The sequence below is a fragment of the Spartinivicinus marinus genome (assembly GCF_026309355.1).
Lineage (GTDB): Bacteria > Pseudomonadota > Gammaproteobacteria > Pseudomonadales > Zooshikellaceae > Spartinivicinus > Spartinivicinus marinus.
The window spans coordinates 6,376,356-6,396,469 of the sequence record NZ_JAPJZK010000001.1 but is presented as its reverse complement, the minus strand read 5'-3'; the positions used below and the strand labels follow the sequence as shown (position 1 = coordinate 6,396,469).

The 20,114-nt window shown below is 42.1% G+C and carries 18 protein-coding genes and 1 other RNA gene; 12 read left to right on the top strand and 7 right to left on the bottom strand.

The annotated features are described in order from the left end of the window. Nucleotides 1-111: 111 nt before the first annotated feature. The 3 genes from prpB (at nt 112) to OQE68_RS28080 (ending at nt 3,802) form a co-directional block, all read left to right on the top strand. Nucleotides 112-1,008, top strand: a complete 897-nt coding sequence (gene prpB, locus OQE68_RS28090) for a methylisocitrate lyase (RefSeq protein WP_180566734.1) — start codon at nt 112-114, stop codon at nt 1,006-1,008. A 161-nt stretch (nt 1,009-1,169) separates the two neighbouring features. After that, on the top strand, nt 1,170-2,294 hold the full coding sequence (gene prpC, locus OQE68_RS28085; protein WP_180566735.1) for a bifunctional 2-methylcitrate synthase/citrate synthase: 1,125 nt from the start codon (nt 1,170-1,172) through the stop codon (nt 2,292-2,294). 59 nt (nt 2,295-2,353) lie between these two features. After that, nucleotides 2,354-3,802 (top strand): bifunctional 2-methylcitrate dehydratase/aconitate hydratase, encoded by a 1,449-nt coding sequence (locus OQE68_RS28080; protein ID WP_180566936.1) that lies wholly within the window; start codon nt 2,354-2,356, stop codon nt 3,800-3,802. 369 nt (nt 3,803-4,171) lie between these two features. Here the strand turns inward: OQE68_RS28080 and ppsR are convergent, their stop codons facing one another. After that, a complete protein-coding gene (ppsR, locus tag OQE68_RS28075) occupies nt 4,172-4,981 on the bottom strand; it encodes a posphoenolpyruvate synthetase regulatory kinase/phosphorylase PpsR (protein ID WP_180566736.1) in 810 nt (269 codons plus the stop codon). 258 nt (nt 4,982-5,239) lie between these two features. On the opposite strand from ppsR, the gene ppsA reads away from it, so the two are divergent. The 4 genes from ppsA (at nt 5,240) to OQE68_RS28055 (ending at nt 9,351) form a co-directional block, all read left to right on the top strand. Continuing rightward, nucleotides 5,240-7,606, top strand: a complete 2,367-nt coding sequence (gene ppsA / locus OQE68_RS28070) for a phosphoenolpyruvate synthase (RefSeq protein WP_180566737.1) — start codon at nt 5,240-5,242, stop codon at nt 7,604-7,606. Nucleotides 7,607-7,705: 99 nt separating this feature from the next. Further along, on the top strand, nt 7,706-8,446 hold the full coding sequence (locus tag OQE68_RS28065; RefSeq protein ID WP_180566738.1) for a dienelactone hydrolase family protein: 741 nt from the start codon (nt 7,706-7,708) through the stop codon (nt 8,444-8,446). A 40-nt stretch (nt 8,447-8,486) separates the two neighbouring features. Continuing rightward, the gene (locus OQE68_RS28060; protein WP_180566739.1) at nt 8,487-9,068 is read left to right on the top strand and encodes a hypothetical protein; all 582 of its coding nucleotides are present in this window, start codon (nt 8,487-8,489) and stop codon (nt 9,066-9,068) included. 28 nt (nt 9,069-9,096) lie between these two features. Then, nucleotides 9,097-9,351 carry a hypothetical protein gene (locus OQE68_RS28055; protein ID WP_180566740.1) on the top strand — a complete coding sequence of 85 codons (255 nt, stop codon included), beginning with the start codon at nt 9,097-9,099 and terminating at the stop codon, nt 9,349-9,351. A gap of 66 nt (nt 9,352-9,417) precedes the next feature. Here OQE68_RS28055 and OQE68_RS28050 read toward each other — a convergent pair whose 3' ends face one another. Continuing rightward, nucleotides 9,418-10,221 (bottom strand): rhodanese-like domain-containing protein, encoded by an 804-nt coding sequence (locus OQE68_RS28050; RefSeq protein WP_180566741.1) that lies wholly within the window; start codon nt 10,219-10,221, stop codon nt 9,418-9,420. A 334-nt stretch (nt 10,222-10,555) separates the two neighbouring features. On the opposite strand from OQE68_RS28050, the gene OQE68_RS28045 reads away from it, so the two are divergent. After that, the gene (locus tag OQE68_RS28045; RefSeq protein WP_180566742.1) at nt 10,556-11,104 is read left to right on the top strand and encodes a metal-dependent hydrolase; all 549 of its coding nucleotides are present in this window, start codon (nt 10,556-10,558) and stop codon (nt 11,102-11,104) included. A gap of 120 nt (nt 11,105-11,224) precedes the next feature. On the opposite strand, the gene OQE68_RS28040 is transcribed toward OQE68_RS28045, so the two are convergent. Both OQE68_RS28040 and OQE68_RS28035 read right to left on the bottom strand, forming a co-directional pair. Then, entirely contained in the window at nt 11,225-11,851 is a 627-nt protein-coding gene (locus tag OQE68_RS28040; protein WP_180566743.1) for a hypothetical protein, read from the bottom strand. Between the two features lie 133 nt (nt 11,852-11,984). Next, on the bottom strand, nt 11,985-12,848 hold the full coding sequence (locus OQE68_RS28035) for a patatin-like phospholipase family protein (RefSeq protein WP_180566744.1): 864 nt from the start codon (nt 12,846-12,848) through the stop codon (nt 11,985-11,987). Nucleotides 12,849-13,138: 290 nt separating this feature from the next. On the opposite strand from OQE68_RS28035, the gene ffs reads away from it, so the two are divergent. Then, nucleotides 13,139-13,235, top strand: an RNA gene (gene ffs, locus OQE68_RS28030) — signal recognition particle sRNA small type. A 43-nt stretch (nt 13,236-13,278) separates the two neighbouring features. Here the strand turns inward: ffs and OQE68_RS28025 are convergent. Next, a complete protein-coding gene (locus tag OQE68_RS28025; RefSeq protein WP_255490746.1) occupies nt 13,279-13,884 on the bottom strand; it encodes a peptidylprolyl isomerase in 606 nt (201 codons plus the stop codon). 401 nt (nt 13,885-14,285) lie between these two features. Here OQE68_RS28025 and OQE68_RS28020 point away from each other — a divergent pair, with 401 nt between their 5' ends. Beyond that, nucleotides 14,286-15,038, top strand: coding sequence for an extracellular medium-chain-length polyhydroxyalkanoate depolymerase (locus tag OQE68_RS28020; RefSeq protein WP_219339902.1), 753 nt, complete (start codon nt 14,286-14,288; stop codon nt 15,036-15,038). Nucleotides 15,039-15,096: 58 nt separating this feature from the next. On the opposite strand, the gene OQE68_RS28015 is transcribed toward OQE68_RS28020, so the two are convergent. Then, on the bottom strand, nt 15,097-15,663 hold the full coding sequence (locus OQE68_RS28015) for a hypothetical protein (protein WP_180566745.1): 567 nt from the start codon (nt 15,661-15,663) through the stop codon (nt 15,097-15,099). Nucleotides 15,664-15,978: 315 nt separating this feature from the next. On the opposite strand from OQE68_RS28015, the gene OQE68_RS28010 reads away from it, so the two are divergent. Then, entirely contained in the window at nt 15,979-17,400 is a 1,422-nt protein-coding gene (locus tag OQE68_RS28010; protein WP_266195856.1) for a substrate-binding domain-containing protein, read from the top strand. A gap of 49 nt (nt 17,401-17,449) precedes the next feature. Here OQE68_RS28010 and OQE68_RS28005 read toward each other — a convergent pair whose 3' ends face one another. Next, nucleotides 17,450-18,037, bottom strand: coding sequence for a YecA/YgfB family protein (locus OQE68_RS28005; RefSeq protein ID WP_180566747.1), 588 nt, complete (start codon nt 18,035-18,037; stop codon nt 17,450-17,452). Nucleotides 18,038-18,287: 250 nt separating this feature from the next. Between OQE68_RS28005 and recQ the strand changes: the two genes are divergently transcribed. After that, nucleotides 18,288-20,114: a DNA helicase RecQ gene (gene recQ, locus OQE68_RS28000; RefSeq protein ID WP_180566748.1), complete on the top strand. Its 1,827-nt coding sequence runs from the start codon at nt 18,288-18,290 to the stop codon at nt 20,112-20,114.

The following is a 20,114-nucleotide window of genomic DNA, read 5'->3' as shown; positions in this document are numbered from 1 at the left end:
TCCTCTAATAACTGTTTATGGCCTCTGCGCAAGCTGGCGGGGTCTTGAACAAGACGGCTTGCGAAGTGATAAAAATCAAAAACTAAACTGATTAGGAAGGAAGCAATTTTCATGACAACCTCACAGTCACCAGGGGCTCGCTTTAGACAGTTGGTTAAAGATCAGTTTCCCGTACAGGTGGTCGGTACGATAAACGCTTACTGCGCTATGTTAGCAGAACAGGCGGGTCACCAGGCTATTTACTTATCTGGCGCAGGGGTTGCCAATGCCTCTTTTGGTTTGCCTGATCTAGGGATTACCAGCTTGAATGATGTGTTAGAAGATGTTCGTCGGATAACTGCTGCTAGCTCATTACCCTTATTAGTTGATTGTGATACTGGATTTGGTGGCGCATTCAATATTGCTCGTAGCATAAAAGAAATGGAACGGGCAGGAGCGGCAGCCATTCATATCGAAGATCAAGTGGCACAAAAGCGTTGTGGTCACCGCCCAGGAAAAGCCATTGTTAGTGCTGCAGAAATGGTCGATAGAGTGAAGGCGGCAGTAGATGCACGTCAAGATGCGGATTTTGTTATTATGGCACGCACCGATGCCCATGCGGTTGAGGGAATGGATGCTGCCATTGAGCGCTCGTTACTGTGTGTTGAGGCTGGTGCGGATATGATATTCCCAGAGGCTATGCACTCACTAGATGAGTACCAAAAGTTTGTAGCTGCTGTCAAAGTACCTGTATTGGCAAATATCACTGAATTTGGTAAAACGCCTCTATTTTCTACCAAGGCGCTGGCTGCGGTTGGTGTACAACTAGTGTTGTATCCGTTGAGTGCGTTTCGTGCAATGAGTAAAGCTGCACTTGATGTGTACCAGACATTGTTGAGTGAAGGAAGCCAGAAAACACGCTTAGAAGATATGCAAACCAGAGAACAGCTCTATCAAACCTTAGGTTACCACGCTTATGAAGATAAGCTGGACCAGTTGTTTGCCAAACGGCAGACAGATAACGCTTAATTAAATAAATACCACCCGCAAAGATACCATTCATGGTAGGCATAGCACATTTATTAAGGAACATTTGTTAAGGAACATTAACAAGACAGTGCCTAACAAACATTATATAAGGCAATAATTAAACTAATAAAAAACAAGATAGCAAAGGAAATAATGTAATCATGACAGAAAAAAAACTATCAGGAGCAGGCTTAAGAGGTCAATCAGCAGGTGAAACAGCGTTATGTACAGTGGGTAAAACGGGGACAGGGCTAACCTACTGTGGCTATGATATTGCTGACTTGGCAGAGCATGCACAGTTTGAAGAGATTGCTTATTTATTGTGTAATGGTGAACTGCCCAACCAAGATCAATTAGCTGACTATAAGCAGACAATTAAAAAGCATCGCATCCTGCCTGATAAGTTGCGTCAAGTATTAGAAATTTTACCTGCTTCAGCACATCCGATGGATGTGATGCGAACCGGGTGTTCCGTATTAGGGAATTTGGAACCAGAGACAAACTTTTCCCAGCAGCAGGACTGCTTTGATCGGTTATTGGCTTTATTACCTGCCATTATTTGTTATTGGTATCGATTTAGCCATGATAGAGTGCGGATTGAAACAGAAACCGATAGCGATGCGTTAGGCGCGCATTTTCTACAGTTATTACATGGGAAGAAGCCAAGTGCGTTACATGCGCAGGTTATGAATGTTTCCCTTATTTTATATGCAGAGCATGAGTTCAATGCATCCACATTTACAGCACGTGTTTGTGCTTCTACCTTGTCGGATATGCACTCCTGTATAACCGCTGCTATTGGCTCGTTGCGAGGTCCGCTTCATGGGGGGGCAAATGAAGCAGCCATGGCAATGATTTCACAATGGCAATCTGCTGATGAAGCCGAGCGTGAGATGTTAGCCATGCTGGCGCGTAAAGAGAAAATCATGGGGTTTGGTCATGCAATTTACCGGGAGGCTGATCCACGAAATGCAATTATAAAACGCTGGTCACAACAACTCGCTCATGAAGTAGGTGACAAGGTATTGTATTCTGTGTCTGAGCGCTGCGAGCAAGTGATGTGGCGTGAGAAAAAACTATTCCCCAATGCGGATTTCTTCCATGCCTCTGCTTATCACTTTATGGGCATTCCTACCAAATTGTTTACGCCTATATTTGTTTGCTCTCGGGTGAGTGGCTGGGCCGCCCACGTGATGGAGCAACGTAGTAATAACCGGATTATCCGTCCCAGTGCTGATTATGTAGGGCCTGAGCATCGTGAGTTGGTGCCCATTGAGCAACGCTAAAGAAGGATAACTGCTGAAAACCTTTGTTTTTATCGTGTAATACAAATGACGAGTAAATGATGACAAAAAATGTTGATGTAAATGTACGACCTGAGCCGGATGAGGTGTTAGTGGCCATTGCTGATTATGTGGACCAATACAAGGTCAGCAGTGAAGAAGCTATGCAAACGGCGCGTTATTGCTTGATGGATACCTTGGGTTGTGGGTTATTAGCGTTGCGTTACCCTGAATGTACCAAGCATTTAGGGTCTATTGTAGAGGGTACAATCGTACCGAATGGGGCAAGGGTACCAGGCACTCAGTTACGCCTAGACCCTATTAAAGCGGCTTGGGATATTGGTTGTATTATTCGCTGGTTAGATTATAACGATACCTGGTTGGCGGCAGAGTGGGGTCATCCATCAGATAATTTAGGCGCTATTTTAGCGGTCACTGACTATTTGTCCCAGGTGAAACAGACTCGTGGACAAGCGCCGTTTACCATTAAAGATGTATTAGAGGCGATGGTTAAAGCGCATGAAATTCAGGGAGTGTTGGCCTTAGAAAATAGCTTTAATCGGGTTGGTTTAGATCATGTTGTGCTAGTAAAAGTCGCTTCTACGGCAGTTGCTGCCAAGCTGAAAGGAGCGAGTAAAGATCAAATTATTGATGCACTATCTCATGCTTGGGTTGATGGTCAGTCATTACGGACCTATCGTCATGCTCCAAATGCAGGGTCTCGAAAATCTTGGGCTGCGGGTGATGCTACTTCTCGGGCGGTGCGGTTAGCGGATATTGTGATGCGAGGGGAAATGGGCTACCCAGGGGTGTTGTCTGCGCCAACATGGGGTTTTTATGATGTGCTGTTTAAAGGCAATACCTTTAAATTAGCGCAGTCTTTTAATAGCTATGTGATGGAAAATGTTTTATTTAAAATTTCTTATCCGGCAGAATTTCATGCGCAAACTGCCGTAGAAGCAGCCATGGCACTCCATCCTCAAGTAAAAGACCGCATTCATGATATTGAAAAGCTGGTGATTACTACCCATGAGTCGGCTATTCGCATTATCAGTAAGTCAGGACCATTGAATAACCCGGCTGATCGTGATCATTGTTTGCAGTATATGGCAGCAGTGCCATTATTATACGGCAGTTTAACGGCTGATCATTATGAAGATAGTTTTCATCAGGCCCATCCTGAGATTGATCAGCTACGAGAAAAAATGGAAATTATTGAAGAGCCACGGTTTAGTCAGGAATACTTAGAAGCAGATAAACGTTCAATTGCGAATGCTATGCAGGTATTTTTCCGTGATGGCAGCAAGACTGAACAAGTGACGGTAGAATACCCGGTGGGCCACAGACGTCGTCGCGAAGAAGGTATTCCTTTATTATTGGAGAAATTTAAGCAGAACTTACACACTCGTTATCCAGCACAGCGAGTTGAGCGGATTTATCAACTTTGTCAAAACCATCAGCAATTATTGGAAACTCCCGTTAATGAATTTATGGATTTATTGGTGATTTAACAGGTTTTTAATGGCTTGTATCCTCTTTTATTGAAGGGGGGGGGTGTGAAAGGGATTTTTACTACAAATAAGACAGAGATAGCTTAAATGCTCTGTCTCTTTTAAATCCCACCTAGCTTCTCCTTGTTAGAGGCTGTTGCAAAAGGGTGTTGAAGTCTAGTGTCTGATATGGAATAACAAGTTATTCCTCGCCGTTCTAAAAGGCCATCCCTGGCCTTTAGAGCTAAAGTTGTTCCTGACAGCAGCGCTTGAATACCCTGTCACTCCATATCCGCTAGCTTTCTGCGACAATCTGTTAAAAGGAAACAGTGGTTTTAGAGCAACCTGTGCAGGGAAGAAGGAACTGAGTTTGGCGTAATTAAATTAAAACTACCGCTCAATTCCCACTTGTGACAGAATCCGGGTGGAAATTTCTTCCACGGATAAATGGGTGGTATTAATAAATGGAATACGCTCTTTTTGTAGTAGTAGTTCGACTTCTTTGGTTTCTTGCTGGCATTGGCGTAATGAGGCATAACGGCTGTTAGAGCGTCGTTCCTGACGAATGGCTGATAAACGTTCAGGCTCAATAGTTAAGCCAAATAGTTTGTTTTTATAGGGTTTTAAGCATTCAGATAACTTCAAATTATCCATATCATCCTCTGTAAAAGGATAATTAGCTGCTCGAATACCAAATTGCATAGCCAGGTATAAACAGGTTGGTGTTTTACCACAGCGAGAAACACCAATTAAAATTAAATCAGCTTTATCATAGTCTCGTGTACGACCGCCGTCGTCATTATCGAGCGCGAAATGAACCGCATCTATGCGTTGGGTATAGCGAGGATTGGAGTCGATTTCTCTTACCCTGCCAATATGGTGAGTGGAGTGTTGTTTTAATTCCTGCTCTAAAGGTGACAAATAACTAGAAAAAATATCCACCATAAATGCATCAATTGCTTTGAATAACTGGCTGATTTGTTGGTCAACAATAGTGCTGATGATAACAGGACGGTGGCCATTACTGAGACCCATTTGTTTAATATCTTCAACCACTTTTTGGGCTTTATCAATGGTGTCAACAAAAGGAACTGTATGGTAGTCAAACTCAATATGCTCAAACTGGGTCAATAAACTTTGACCCAGTGATTCGGCAGTGATGCCTGTACTGTCGGAAATAAAGAAGACACAACGTTTCATAATTAATATAAGGCTAGTGGTTAAAGGGTTACTATAAAGCGTTATTGCAAAGGATTGTTGCAAATAAGTCCATAGTTTATACCTATTCACGTAGATACATAAATTAAACAAGTAATTTTTGTCAGTTTAGTTATACTGATGCCGACTCCTAATCGTTGTTTTGTTAATGGTCACTTGACTTATTAGACAGGATTTAGGACGACCACAGCCTTGTAATTTTGTAAATAAACGACCCTCAAAGAAAGGGGAGATTCGATCTTGGAAGCTTATGTTGTTTCACTGGCCGAACTAGGTGCCAATGATGTGGAAAAAGTGGGAGGAAAGAATGCCTCCCTTGGGGAAATGATCAGTCAACTGACAGCGGCAGAAGTTAAAGTACCTACTGGTTTTGCGACCACAGCGGAAGCCTATCGTGAGTTTTTAGAAAAGAGTGGACTAAACCAGCGAATTCATGATGAGTTAGATAAGCTCGATGTAGATGATGTGAATGCGTTGGCTAAAACCGGTGCGCAAATTCGTCAATGGGTTATTGATGAGCCATTTCAGCCTGAACTGGAGCAAGCGATTCGAGAAGCCTATGGTAGCATGTGTCGTGATTTGCCTGAAGTCGCTGTGGCGGTACGTTCATCTGCAACGGCAGAGGACTTGCCTGATGCATCATTTGCTGGTCAGCAAGAAACTTTCTTAAATATTCGTGGCGTTGATCAGGTGATTCATGCGGTAAAAGAAGTCTTTGCTTCCCTGTTTAATGACCGAGCTATTGCTTATCGTGTGCACCAAGGTTTTGACCACAAACTAGTGGCTTTATCTGCGGGTATCCAACGGATGGTTCGGAGTGAAACCGCTGCCTCTGGGGTAATGTTTACTCTGGACACCGAGTCTGGTTTTAATGATGTAGTGTTTATTACTGCAGCCTATGGTTTAGGCGAAACTGTCGTACAAGGTGCAGTGAACCCTGATGAGTTTTATGTACACAAGCCGACCTTACAAGCAAATCGCCCAGCGGTATTGCGCCGTAACTTGGGAACTAAAGCGATTAAAATGGTTTACAGTGATGATCAGGAAGTGGGCAAAACGGTTGCGACAGTTGATGTGGATACGGCTGACAGACAGCGTTTTTGTATTACTGATGAAGAAGTCACTGAGTTAGCTAAGCAAGCCCTGATCATTGAGCAGCATTATGGCCGTCCAATGGATATTGAATGGGCTAAAGATGGTGAAGATGGTCAGCTTTACATCGTGCAGGCACGCCCTGAAACAGTGAAAAGCCGTTCCCATGCCGCCACCATGGAGCGTTACCTGCTAAAAGAGCAGGGTAAGGTGATTATTGAAGGTCGGAGTATTGGCCAGCGGATAGGCAGCGGCCCGGTAAAAGTGATCCATGATTTAACGGAAATGGACAGGGTCCAGCCAGGCGATGTGCTGGTAACAGATATGACGGACCCTGACTGGGAGCCGATCATGAAGCGTGCCTCTGCCATTGTCACTGACCGAGGTGGTCGTACTTGCCATGCAGCTATTATTGCTCGTGAGTTGGGTATTCCTGCGGTAGTGGGGTGTGGCCATGCATCCAGTAAATTAAAAGATGGCCAACTGGTAACAGTCTCTTGTGCTGAAGGGGATACTGGTTTGGTGTATGACGGTCAGTTAGCATTTGATGTGAAGCACAGCTCCGTAGACTCTATGCCAGAACTGCCATTCAAGCTGATGATGAATGTGGGTAATCCCGACCGTGCGTTTGATTTTCAGGCGATTCCCAATGAAGGGGTAGGCTTGGCCCGTTTGGAATTTATCATCAATAGAATGATTGGGGTTCACCCTAAAGCACTCCTTAATTTTGATCGGTTGCCAGAAGATGTGAAACAAATTGTTGAACAGCGCATTTCAGGCTACGCCAGCCCGGTTGACTTTTATGTGGAAAAATTGGTGGAAGGGGTTGCGACCATTGCTGCAGCCTTCTACCCGAAAAAAGTCATTGTGCGGCTATCTGACTTTAAATCCAATGAATATGCTAACTTAATGGGTGGTGATCTTTATGAGCCCCATGAAGAGAACCCAATGTTAGGCTTCCGTGGCGCATCTCGCTATATATCCGATGACTTCCGTGATTGTTTTGAGCTGGAATGTCGGGCGATGAAGAAAGTCCGTGATGATATGGGCTTAACCAATGTGGAGCTAATGGTGCCATTTGTTCGCACCGTGGGTGAAGCTAAGCGGGTATCTGAGCTATTAGCCGAGCATGGATTAAAACGGGGTGAGAATGGCTTACGCTTGATTATGATGTGCGAGTTACCAACCAATGCACTGCTGGCTAAGCAGTTTTTAGAATATTTCGATGGGTTTTCTATCGGTTCTAATGACATGACTCAGCTAACGTTGGGCTTGGACCGTGACTCTGGCATTATTGCTCACTTGTTTGATGAACGGGATGAAGCAGTAAAAACTCTGCTTTCTATGGCCATTCAAGCTTGTCGTGAAGCAGGCAAATACGTGGGTATTTGTGGGCAAGGTCCATCAGATCATCCAGATTTGGCGCGCTGGCTAATGGATGAAGGCATTGAGACGGTGTCACTGAACCCTGACTCAGTATTAGATACCTGGTTTTATTTAGCTGAAAATAATTAATGATTTTAATCACTCATTCCGGTAGAGAATCGGAATGAGTGATTAAATTACAATGTAATAGGCAGGAAGCCAATTAAACCATCAAACCAGAGGACGGTTATGAAATCTATTCTCTCGATTTTTTTATTAATTACCTTTTCTTTCTCTGTATACGCTGCAGGCAAAACGGTGACCTATCAGGTTGACGGTAAACCCTATGAAGGCTACTACATTGGTGCAGCTGCTCGCTCTCCTTTGGTGTTACTTATCCATGACTGGGATGGGCTGACTGACTATGAGCAAAAGCGTGCCAATATGTTAGCCAAGCTAGGTTATGCCGTGTTTGCAGCCGATTTATTTGGAGCAGGTGTTCGACCAACAGCAGTGAAAGATAAGCGTCAGCACACAGGTGAATTATATAAAGATCGAAAAAAAATGCGCGCTCTATTACAAGCAGCGTTAGATACTGCTAAACGTAATGGAGCAGACATTAACAATGCCGTGGCAATGGGATACTGTTTTGGCGGAGCGGCGGTACTAGAGTTGGCTCGATCAGGGGCTGATTTAAAAGGGTTTGTTACTTTTCATGGTGGTTTAAGTACGCCAAAAGGGCAGAGCTATACTGATACTAAGGGTAAATTGTTGATTTTGCATGGTACCGCTGATGATGCAATTACCATGGAGGATTTTGCCAAACTGGCTAAGGAGCTGGAAACCAATGGTATTAAGCATGAAATGATCACCTATAGTGGAGCTCCCCATGCGTTTACCGTATTTGGCTCAAATCGGTATCGCAAAGAGGCTGATCAACAGTCATGGAAACGTTTTACTGGGTTTTTAGCCGAGGTTTTTAATCCATAGCCAATGCAAGGGCATTATACTGGGTTGGTTTTAAGCTGGTATGGCAGGCTGTGCCATAGTGTATTTTATGGATATTCGTTATCAGCGATATAGGCGTTTATTGTGGACTATAGGCACTAAATTAAGTTTTTGTTTATTGGTTTGGCAGAATGCTGGATATTCAGATGAACTGATGTCAAATAAAGGCTTTATTTCTACGCTTATAGGAAACTGGCGTGGAGAAGCCTTGCAAACGCCAATAGGGCCAAGGCCTTACAATATAAGCTTTAATCGGATATCCGCTCAGTGTATTTCAGGTGTAGCCAATAATGGAGTCAGTCGCCATACCTGGACGTTTTGTCAAAATAATAAGAGTCACATGGCGCTTACCTTTTTATCTGACTTTGCAGGTAATAGTACGCCCATTCATTTTAAAGTAATTAATTCTGATAAAGAGCAGCTTGTTTTTAAAGCAGGTTCTCATCCCTTTATGGAAGTCACTGTTAGTCGTTATGGTGATCTGCGTTGGATTAATGTCATCCATCATGGCAAGCTGCATGTCCGTATTTTACTAGCAAGAATACACGCCGACCCCCTATCTAACCGAAGCTCTTCCTTCCTTTCTTACAGTGCAATAGCTTAGCTGACTTTAGTGCTATGCTGAAATAATAGTGTTTAAACGAACGCCTATTAGTTGTAGTCATTTGATATATGTTGCTTGCTTTTACTGTTGCTTGTTGGCTTGCCAGCTGGCCAATGCCGTAGAGCGTATAACCATCGCTGTGGGTGAGTGGCCGCCCTATATCTCAGACAAGATGAAATACCAAGGTCGAGGGCTTAGTAAACTAAAGAGAAGTGGTCAGTTTGATAAGTACTTTGACGAGTTGCTTGAAGGAAAATATGTGGAAATTGGAGCAGATGATTGATCAAGCATACAGTGATTTATGTATACTTGATCTGCGGCAGTCAATACTTGTTAATCTAATTTGTTTTTAATGGAAAATGGTCGCGCCACCTTTTAAAAAAGAATAATTTTTATATCCATACTCTTTCAAATAATAATGTAACCAACGGTTTTGCTTGCCAACTTTATCAATAAATAACAAGTTGTTGTCTTTTATGATACGTCTTTTCAATAGTGGAATAATTCTAGAGAGTGGTATGCGTTTTCTGGCTTTAAAGGGTATCTTATCTTCTGTTCGTTGAAATGAATCCCGGATATCAATAATATGCAGACTGTTCTGACGAGCAAGGGCCTGTTCTTTTTCCATTAGCGCATTGCTGTATTCATCAGGTGAAATAAGTTTGTTTTTATTATCAAGGGTTTTATCCAACAGCATGGTAAGATGATTATAGTCTTGAGCCCAGTCAAATATACCGCTGTCATAGGCATAGCTGGGTTTGGCTTCATTACCTATTTTTCTAACGGCTTTATATGATTTTTCGCAACTATGTCCATTGCAGTAGAAAACAACACAGGCTTTGCCGGATTGTTGATAGGTAGATTTCACTTTATTGACAAAGCTTCTATTTCCTAGAGAAATATTAACCGCATTCTTAATATGAATGACATCAAATTCTACACTGCTTCTAACATCAATTATAAGGCAACTGTCGTAATTTTTATGTAATTCCTGTGTGCTGATAACTTCGACATCTTTATATTTTTCTCGGTGAGGAAAGTGGTTGTTAGCGTAACCGTTACAATAAATAAATAAGCTGAGTAGTAGTAATGAAACAGTGGGTAAATTGCTAAAGTAGGTCGTTTTTATATTTGATTTATTTATCGATATCATATCAAAAAATCCTTTTTTAACTGCCAAACAGAAACAATTCAATAGCCTGCCTGAAAGGCATAAGTACAAGTAGCCATACTACTATGAATTAGACTATGTTATAACCTTAAGTCAACATGAAGTAGCTGGGGTAGCATCAAACTAATGTAAAACAAGTGAATTTGTGTGTGAATTGCCAGCTTTTTTGAATATGCCTAGATTGAGCTTTGTGATCTTAGTTATAAAGACACTTTATTTTTATGAAAATTGCTAGTTCATGAGCATGACAAACGGTAAAATTATTGACGTTTTATAGGTAATATATGGCTTTTGCAAAATAAAGTAGAGAGTTTTTATGGCGTCATTACTAACCCACCCAGTTGTGCCTATTGTATTAGGATTAGCACTGAAAAATTCTAAAATTACATTTCCTTTGTTATTGGCTGCCGCGGTTGCCTCTATTTTGCCTGACTTAGATGTGATTGCATTTTACTTTGGTATTCCCTATGCCTCTCCTTTTGGTCATCGAGGGTTTACCCATTCTATTAGCTTTTCAATACTCGTGGGCCTGATTGGTATGATGGGATACCGGGTGTTGAACACAACCCCGCTGTGGGCGTTTATTGGCTTGTTTATTGGCTCATTATCTCATCCATTTTTAGATGCTATGACTAACGGTGGGTTAGGAGTTGCCTGGTTATGGCCATGGGATGACCATCGTTATTTTTTTCCTGATCGTCCTATTCAAGTATCACCTATCGGGGTATCTCGATTTCTGTCTGAGCGAGGATGGCACGTGCTGTGGTCAGAACTGCAGTGGGTGTGGCTACCTATGATCAGTGCTGGGCTGATAATATATGGGATGCGAGTGAGTTGTAGTCGATTTTTCAAGAAAGAGTTATAGAGCCAGAATAGCGAAGATCAGCTACAGCTGCTTCAAGTTGATCCTGTCAAATTGATTTGGTCTTATTATCCGCTGCATCTGACCTTAAACGCTTACAATTGATAGGCTATTTCACTGGCCTTAATGGCTGCCTAAATAAGTTAATTTATTATGAATTGTCTTTGTGATCGCTTGTTGAGTGGGTAATGGCAATTCGTCGTGCTCATCCCCAGTGAAGCGTAGCCGAAATAGGTGAATAAAAGGTCGTTGGGATTGGAACCCTCTTAGATCGGGGTTTAACAAAACCGGTAAAAAGGGAAGGTTGTGCTTTTCTCTAAATCGGTTAATAACAACTTGCCCCCCTATATGAAGGGGTAGCAACCTGAAGGTATTTTTTTTGTTTTTTGGAACAGCAATGATAATTCCTTTTTTATTGAGGCACTCTCCGGGTAATAATAGAATGCCAGTATTAATAAGGTGTTTTTCATTAATATGATTAAAGCTGTTATTGAAAATGTAAGGGTTTGGTAAAATAATTAGATGTTCATGATTGTCTTTTGGTAGGACTACCTCAAAATGACTATATAGTTTTTCTACATTAGGACTGTAAACACAAAATCCTGTTGTTAGCTGTTTAAAGAAATGTAATGCTGATAATTTATTTCGATTTATATTGAGATCCCAATATAAGTTAATATTAGGGCTTGCGATTGGCGTGGTCGCTTTTGAGGATGCTTGAGGTGATATAACGGCTATTGTCTGAGTCATTATTGCTGTCCATCCTTAGACTATTTAATGCAACTAATACAATGTCAATTTAATGAAATGATGAATAGCGGATAAAGTGCTCTCCTTTCTTGTACTTGGCTATTTATAATTATAGCAATGAGCTCCCCTATCATTAACCTGTTGTTTGATTGACAACAGGATGCTGTTCTTCATCTTCCCATACTTTTTGAGGAACATACTGTAGGGTTGTTTGATAACCCATGTCATATAATGTGAGTTTATCTGTTTCTGACAGGTTAAACTCCACTGGGGAAAAGTGTTTGGTATCAACAATAATGGTTGAGTGCCAAAAAGCTTCATTAATATATTCCCTGGAAATGGTTGTCATAAAAGTACGAATAAGCATACTTAAATAATCTTTAATGGGAATTAAGCTATTAGAGCTAATTTGAGTATGCTTTTGGCTACTGCGCATACGAAAACAGATAACAGGCGTATTATCACCAGACCAGTCACGATGCAAAGCATCTTCAGACAGGATACTACCATCGACTAAAACATGATCATCAAAGTGTTGGAAGCTGAAAATAAGTGGAATGGAAATGGAGAAGCGTACAGCTTTAGCTACTTTGAGGTCAGGAGTATTAGCCCGATTAAAAATAACAGGCTGGCTGGAAGCCACGTCTGTTGCAACAATGTGTAAATCTAATGCTAAGTCTTGGAAGGTGACGCCTCCAAGCTGATCATCTAACCAGTGTTCAAATACATGTCCATTGGATAGGCCGCCAGACCGAATCAAACTGATGATTGATTGACCTCGAAACTGTTGAAAGTCTACATGGAGTGTCAGCTCTTTCAGTTCATCAACACTTTTTCCAGTGGCATATAGTGAAGAAACAATACTACCACCTGATACACCCACTACGTGTTGAAAACCTATGCCTAGTTCTTGTAAGCCTTGCAAGATGCCAACATGAGCGGGTAAGCGTGTTCCCCCACCGGCTAAAATGGGGACAATGGTTGTAGAGTGTGTCACTGCTGCTGCTACTGCCGTTATTGGTTAGATTACAATTTCATTATGTAACTATAGAATAAGTGTAAACAGTCTGAGTGAAGTAAAGCATAATAATACGGCATGGATGAATGGTGTTTAATAACTAGCGTTGCACCTATGAGTAAGAGATACTTTACAGATCAATTGGGTTATTGGTACTACTAGGAACTCTTTGGTTGCATGCTGTAAAAATTTATACTTGCATTTTACTGGGGAATTAGGCAGAATGCGCAGCCGTCGGCAGTGCACGACAAACGCGTTATGGTGGCCTTTATCGGTCCTCTCGCAATGAATATCTGTAAACCCCGCCAGGCCCGGAAGGGAGCAACGGTAGCAGGGACTTCATGTGCCGAGATGTGGCTGGTAGAGGCTGCCGCCATCTCCAACCCAGCATCTTATTTAATTCCATTAGTTAGTTTTTATCAGGTTGCTTTTGCTCCTGAGCTGTTTCTTGGTTTTTCTGCCAAGCTTTTTTGATAATGATGGAATCAACAGGGACATTTTGCATCCCTTGCTTATTACCGGTTTTGGTCTTAGCTATCGTGTCAACCACTTCCATGCCGGCAGTCACTTTGCCAAAAACAGCATAACCGAAATCTCTGGCTCCATGGTCTAGAAAGGCATTATCTTTTAGATTAATAAAAAACTGGGAAGTGGCGGTATCAGGAGAAGGTAAGCGTGCCATGGCAATGGTACCACGCAGGTTTTTTAAACCATTATTAGCTTCGTTTTTGATACTGGGTTGAGTGCTTTTCCGATTTAATTGAGGGTCAAAACCACCGCCTTGAATCATAAAACCTGGAATGACTCGGTGAAAAATTAATCCGTTATAAAAATCATTGTTAACATATTGTAAGAAATTTTTGACAGAAATTGGTGCTTTATTTGCGTAAAGCTCAAGTTCTATGGGGCCTTTGTTTGTGTCAAATACAACAACAGGATTGGCAGCGAATGCATGGCTGATAAATAACCAACTACTTAATAACAAGGTATTCACTATCAAATAGGTGTTTTTCATGAGGATCCTCATTAGCATCGATTGTGGGAGTGTGAACATAAAAGCTTTTGCTTGGTCAGGCAAGACAGGTTGTTAAAAATATCTATTGTTGAGGCGTGGTGCAATTCACTTGATTACAAATAATACGAGTGTAGTTGCTTTGATGAGTTTGGTTTTATTCAGGAGTGCGCCTAGACAAAAATTTGGGCTTAGTTGACGGCTAATTGGGATGACCTACATTTATAGTAACTAAGTTCTGATAAATACTATATTGGGTCATGGAAGACAACAATTGTCGAATATATAAGCATAATTATTATGTGACTGTTAGCCGACTAGTTGGGTGGGCTGCTCGGGCTTTATTATATTGTGTTAGTTTGTGTTGCCTAAGTGTGTTCAGTTGGGGGGCTAGCCGCTGTGTGATGACTCCAAAAACATTGTTTAAGCCAGGTAAAGTCGAGTGTAGCTATAAGGTGTACGCTGTACCTGTCAATCAACACCTTTCTCGTGAGGTAAAGTACCAACTTCCTCTTGGAAAACCTCCCAAGGAGGGATGGCCTGTCGTGTTATTTTTTCAGGGCAACTACTTTCCTATCCAGTTTAAACGTTCAACAGATGACCCGCTAGGAAGTTACTATGAAACGTTAGCTGTAAAGAGGCTGCTTGATCAGGGGTTTGCTGTTTTAGCACCTAAGGCTGAAGCGGAGCTTGACTGGTTAACGAACTCTGCAGGACCATTTACTCAATATGAGCTAACCAGTGATTACCGTTTTTTTAAAAATGTACTATCAGCCATCAAGCAAGGAACGTTTGGGCCAATTAATGATAATCGGAAGTATGCCACTGGCATGGCCAGTGGCGGTTATAATACCAGCCGGATGGCCATTTCTTTTACCAATGAATTTAAAGCATTAGTTATACATTCTGCTTCATATGCTACCTGTACAGGAACAACCTGTAGTGTACCTCAGTTGTTGCCTGGCGCTCATCCACCTACCTTATTTGTACACGGCTTTTTAGATACTGTGGTGCCTTGGTGGACAATGGATCAATACTATGTAAAGTTACAGGAACAAAATATTCCTACCAGTCGAGTAACTGACTATTTGGCTGGACACCGATGGGTGCCTCAGTCACCTACAGCCATGATTACTTGGTTCCAGCAGTACCCTTAATAGCAGCCTTAATGGTTGTACAACAACTACTATATTATCTAGCTGCTTATTCAAATAATTACTCTTTTTTCTCCTCCGGTTTAACTGATAAATGGCTAGTATCGGGTGCGGGTGGTGGCGTTTTTTTGCTTGGCTCAACAATATAGCCTTTCATTGGTGCAATTGAGAGTTTACTGGTATCTGGAGGAGGTGGTGGTGCTGTGTTTGATTGTTCCTTCATCAGTGAACCAGTAGGAGCAATTGACCACTCAGGCGCATCAGTGGAGGCTTCATTACTTTCTGTCTGGCTGGCCTCCTGGTTAGATGGTTCTGCTGGCTTAGCAGGTGGCTGCTGAGTGGGAGGTGGTTGATTAGCCGATGAAGTAGGCTGGCTGGATACGGTCGACTCGGCGGCACCCATCTCTGTCAGTTGACAGTTTAAACCTGCTTTCTTTAAGGCCTGTAAGTATTTTTCGCCTGTGGCTTGGTCTAGCTGGTTTTTAATCACTACCCGCTTGCCAGAGAAGAAAATAGCTATCTGCTGCTCATTAGCTTTAAATAGTTTCGCTACATTTTGTTTGGCTGCTGCTTCTGTAAAGCCTGCGATCAGCTCACCATGAAATACCAGTTCGTATCGTTTACTCATATTAGATAACAGTGAAACAGAGAAAAGGGGTTAGAACTGTTGAATATTTGCTTGAAGGAGTGTCCCTTAAGAAAACGTCAGCAGCCTTTGGAATAGTTATAAGCTGTTATTAGGATTTGAGCAACCTTTGATATGAAAGCAAAAATAGTTGTTAGACAATTTGATTTGTAGAGTAGTTTGAATTGCCGCCTTATATCAGTGCTTGTGTTTCTTGTGAATCATTACTACAAAGAAATTAGTACCTTTCTGTCATATTTCTGTAAATTGAATTACGTTGAATAAGTATATAGTTAGTTTGACAGAGGAAGTATCAGTTTGATCGCAGTATATCGGCATAAACGGAGAAGAGGGGCTTTGTACCAAAAAGTAATCACTTTAGCCGCCCTTCTAACGAGCTGGTCAGTCAGCTCATTTTGCTATGCACTTGAATTAGCCCCATTACCAGATTTTTCTAAAAGCCCTCAGCCTAAAATCACTTTATTTACGATTGCTGGCTCAAACACGATTGGTGCTAAATTAGGGCCCGAACTTGTTCGTCAGTATCTGGTGGATAAAGGGTTAACTGACATTCAGGAAAAAGAATTAGCAACTAATGAAAAGGAAATCGTTGGGCTTGCGAAACAGCAAAATAAAACAGTAGCCATTGTTATTAAAGCGCATGGATCATCTTCTGGGTTTAAAGCGATTGGGGCAGGAAAAGCAGATATTGCTGCTGCATCTAGGTCTATTAAAGCTAAGGAGCAAAAGCTGCTCAGCGCCAAAGGTGACTTTAAATACAATGTAGCAGAGCATATTGTAGCGATTGATGGGTTGGCGATTATTGTAAATCAATCTAATCCACTCAAGCAGTTGTCTGTGGAGCAGGTGGGCAGGTTATTTTCTGGTGATATTTCTAGCTGGAGCCAGATGGGTGGAGCACCTTTAAAGGTTATTCGCTTTGCACGAGACCAAGCTTCTGGTACTTGGGATACCTTTAATGGACTCATACTGAAGAATCAGCCACTTGTAGCAGGAACTGAGCGGTTTGAGTCAAATACGGAGCTATCCCGTAAAGTGGCGGCAAGCTCAGGGGCAATCGGCTTTGTTGGTTTAAACAGTATAGGAAACGCTAAACCACTAGCGATTTCGGCAGGGGGAGATAATTATTTAGAACCAAGTTTACTGAATGTGGCAACTGAAGATTATCCCTTAGGGCGTCGGTTATATTTTTATGTAAGCCCTAATACGCCATCAGCACTAGCGAAAGAGTTTGTTGAATATGCTTTGAGTGCAAAAGGACAAGAGATTGTGAATGAAGTAGGGTTTGTTGGGCAAAATATAGCTGTACTTAACCAGCAACTAGCTACGAAATTTCCCTCTGACTATATTGACCAAGTGAAAGGCTATCGTCGTTTATCTGTCAACTTCCGGTTTGAGGCAGGGAAAGCCAAGCTAGACAATAAAGGCAACCGTGACTTAAAGCGGGTGAAAGCCTTTTATGAGCAGCAAAGAAAAAATGGCCCTGTGAGCTTTATTGTGCGGGGGTTTGCAGAAGAAGCGGGTAATGAAAAGAAAACAGAGTTATTAGCTAACTTACGGGCAAAAATCGTCAAGCGTGAACTCATTAAAGTTGGGCTGGACCGCAACTCGTTGAAGGTTATTGGTTATGGAGCACTCCACTTAACCCAGTCCAGTAATGAACCAGGGACTAAGGTCAAAAATAGTCGCGTTGAAGTTTGGTTGAAAAACAACCCGTGATGGATTTGAGAGAATAAAAAAGGCCATTTAGAATGGCCTTTTTTTATTTTTACTTCTTTTTAGACTTATGAAACTTGGGTTTTTCTTCAGGAGCTTGAAATATTAAATAAAGCTCAGTCACAACATCAGCCAGTTGGTTAAACATGTCTTCTACCAGCTCAGAGTCTTCTCTCATTTCCACAAACTCAGGTTGATCACTAAATAATCCAGATAGCACCATAATTGGCAGTAATAATTCGCTGACTTCTTGGTGATCTTTGTTAAACCAAAGCGCTTCTGCTTCAAAAACGGTGGTCATAAAGCCAATTGACCAGGCTTCAGCTGCCTCCAGCCACTGCTCTTCTTCAGTGAACTGGAGGGGGAGCAAAGGTGGTTCAGCAAGATACAACTGGCGTTGAATTTGCTCAGTCAGTTTATTTAAAGCTGAGGTTAGTTCATCTCGCGGAAACGACTCAGGCAGAGTTGATTCACCAATTACAACCTGGCAAACAGCTTGCTCCTCAATACTGGGAATGATGGCGTTTGCTGTGAGTAGACCTAAGCACTCTAAACCTGTTAAACCATCCTCTTCCAAGGCGGGGTGGTCTAACAATTGCTCAAGTTGGTCAATGTGTTGTTGAAAAGAGGTGTGTAGCATTTTGTCTCAACTATCAAAAAATAAAATCTATTTTAAGTGTATTGGAGTGAATTGGAAATGCTGGTTTTTCGTTTAGCTATTTTTCTTGTTTGCTATTCAGGACTACTGACTCACTATATACTCTTGCATTTCCTGAAAAGACTAGTCCTGCAGAAGAGCGCCTTGCAGTTAACAACTTAGTGGCCTTTAAAATGTCACTTATTTATAGAGTGCAGCACTAGGTTTGCATAAACAGTGGGAGTAAAACTGGGTGAGCCACACTACGCAAGCTGAATTAAAGATCTTACTAAAAAAAGTGTTTGGCTACGATGAGTTTAGAGGGCAACAAGCTGAAATTATAACCACATTGGTTAACAATCAAGATGCGGTTGTGATTATGCCAACAGGTGCAGGTAAGTCGCTTTGTTATCAACTACCTGCTATTGCGCGTGCTGGTACAGCCATTGTGGTGTCACCTCTCATTGCACTGATGCAGGACCAGGTAGCTGGACTGGTGGAAAATGGTATTAATGCAGCAGCACTTCATGGGCATTTAACCAAGGAACAGCGTCAGGCCACGGAACAAGCATTATTGGCAGGGCAGCTCGATATCCTTTATGTGGCTCCAGAGCGTTTAAAAAGTGAACGGCTTAGGCGTGTGTTTCAGCAAATTCCTCTGGCACTGTTTGCTATTGATGAAGCCCATTGTGTTTCTCAATGGGGGCATGATTTTCGGCCTGACTATTTAACACTTGGCTGTTTAGCCCAGGAATTTCCGCATGTACCTAGAATTGCGTTAACGGCAACGGCTGATAAACGAACCCAGCAGGAGATAATTGAGCGCTTACATTTACAACAAGCGCAATTATATTGTTCAGGGTTTGATCGTAAGAATTTATTCTATCATATTGAACCCAAACAACAGCCCAGACAACAACTGTTGGATTTTTTATCACAACAGTCGGGAGAGGCTGGAATTATATACTGTGCCAGCCGTCGAAAAGTGGAACAAACAACTGAGTGGCTACAGCAGCAAGGTTATGCGGCACTGGCTTATCATGCGGGGCTGGATGCAAAGATCCGCGAAACCAACCAACGACAGTTTATTTATGAAGATGGTCAGCTAATGGTGGCGACAGTTGCTTTTGGTATGGGCGTAGATAAGCCAGATGTGCGATTTGTTGTCCACTTAGATATGCCACGCAGTATCGAATCCTATTATCAAGAGACTGGCAGGGCTGGGCGCGATGGCTTACCTGCAACAGCATGGATGCTTTATGGCCTGCAAGATGTGTTATTTAATCGCCAGTTACTAGCCCAATCAACTGCAGAACCTAGGGTGAAAGCAGTAGAGCAGCATCGCTTAGATACCATGTTGGCTTTATGTGAAAGCACCTGTTGTCGGCGCCAAGTGTTATTACGCTATTTTAGTGAAAATTACACTAAGCCTTGTGGTCAATGTGATTGGTGTGTTAACCCAGCCAGTACTTGGAATGCAACGGAGTCTGCTCAAAAAGCCTTATCCTGTGTTTATCGAACCCATCAACGCTACGGGGTCAGTCATGTGATTAATGTGTTGTTGGGTAGAAATAATAAGCAAATTCAGCAATGTGGACATCAGCAGCTGAGCACATGGGGAATAGGTCAAGAGCTTAATGAAGCACAATGGCGGTCGGTGTTTCGTCAATTAATTGCACAAGGTTATTTAGCGATCAGTATGGATGGTTATGGCACTTTGCAATTAACAGAGCGATGCCGCTCTTTACTGAGAGGTGAAATTGCTTTGTATCTGCGCTCAGATCAACGAGCAGTTAAACGACCGAAAGGCCGCTTTGAACTGGAAGTATCCCCTGATGATTACCCCTTATGGCATGCATTAAAACGGCTAAGGCGCCAGTTGGCAGCTGACCACCAAGTGCCCCCTTACCGAATCTGTAGTGATGCAACGTTATTTGCGATGTTACAACTGAAGCCAACCCAGCAAAATCAGTTATTACAAGTGCCAGGTATTGGCACTCATAAAAGACGACAGTTTGGTAATCAGTTTATCGAATTGTTTGCCGCTGCTGAATATGCTGGGGAAGAATTTTTAAACTAG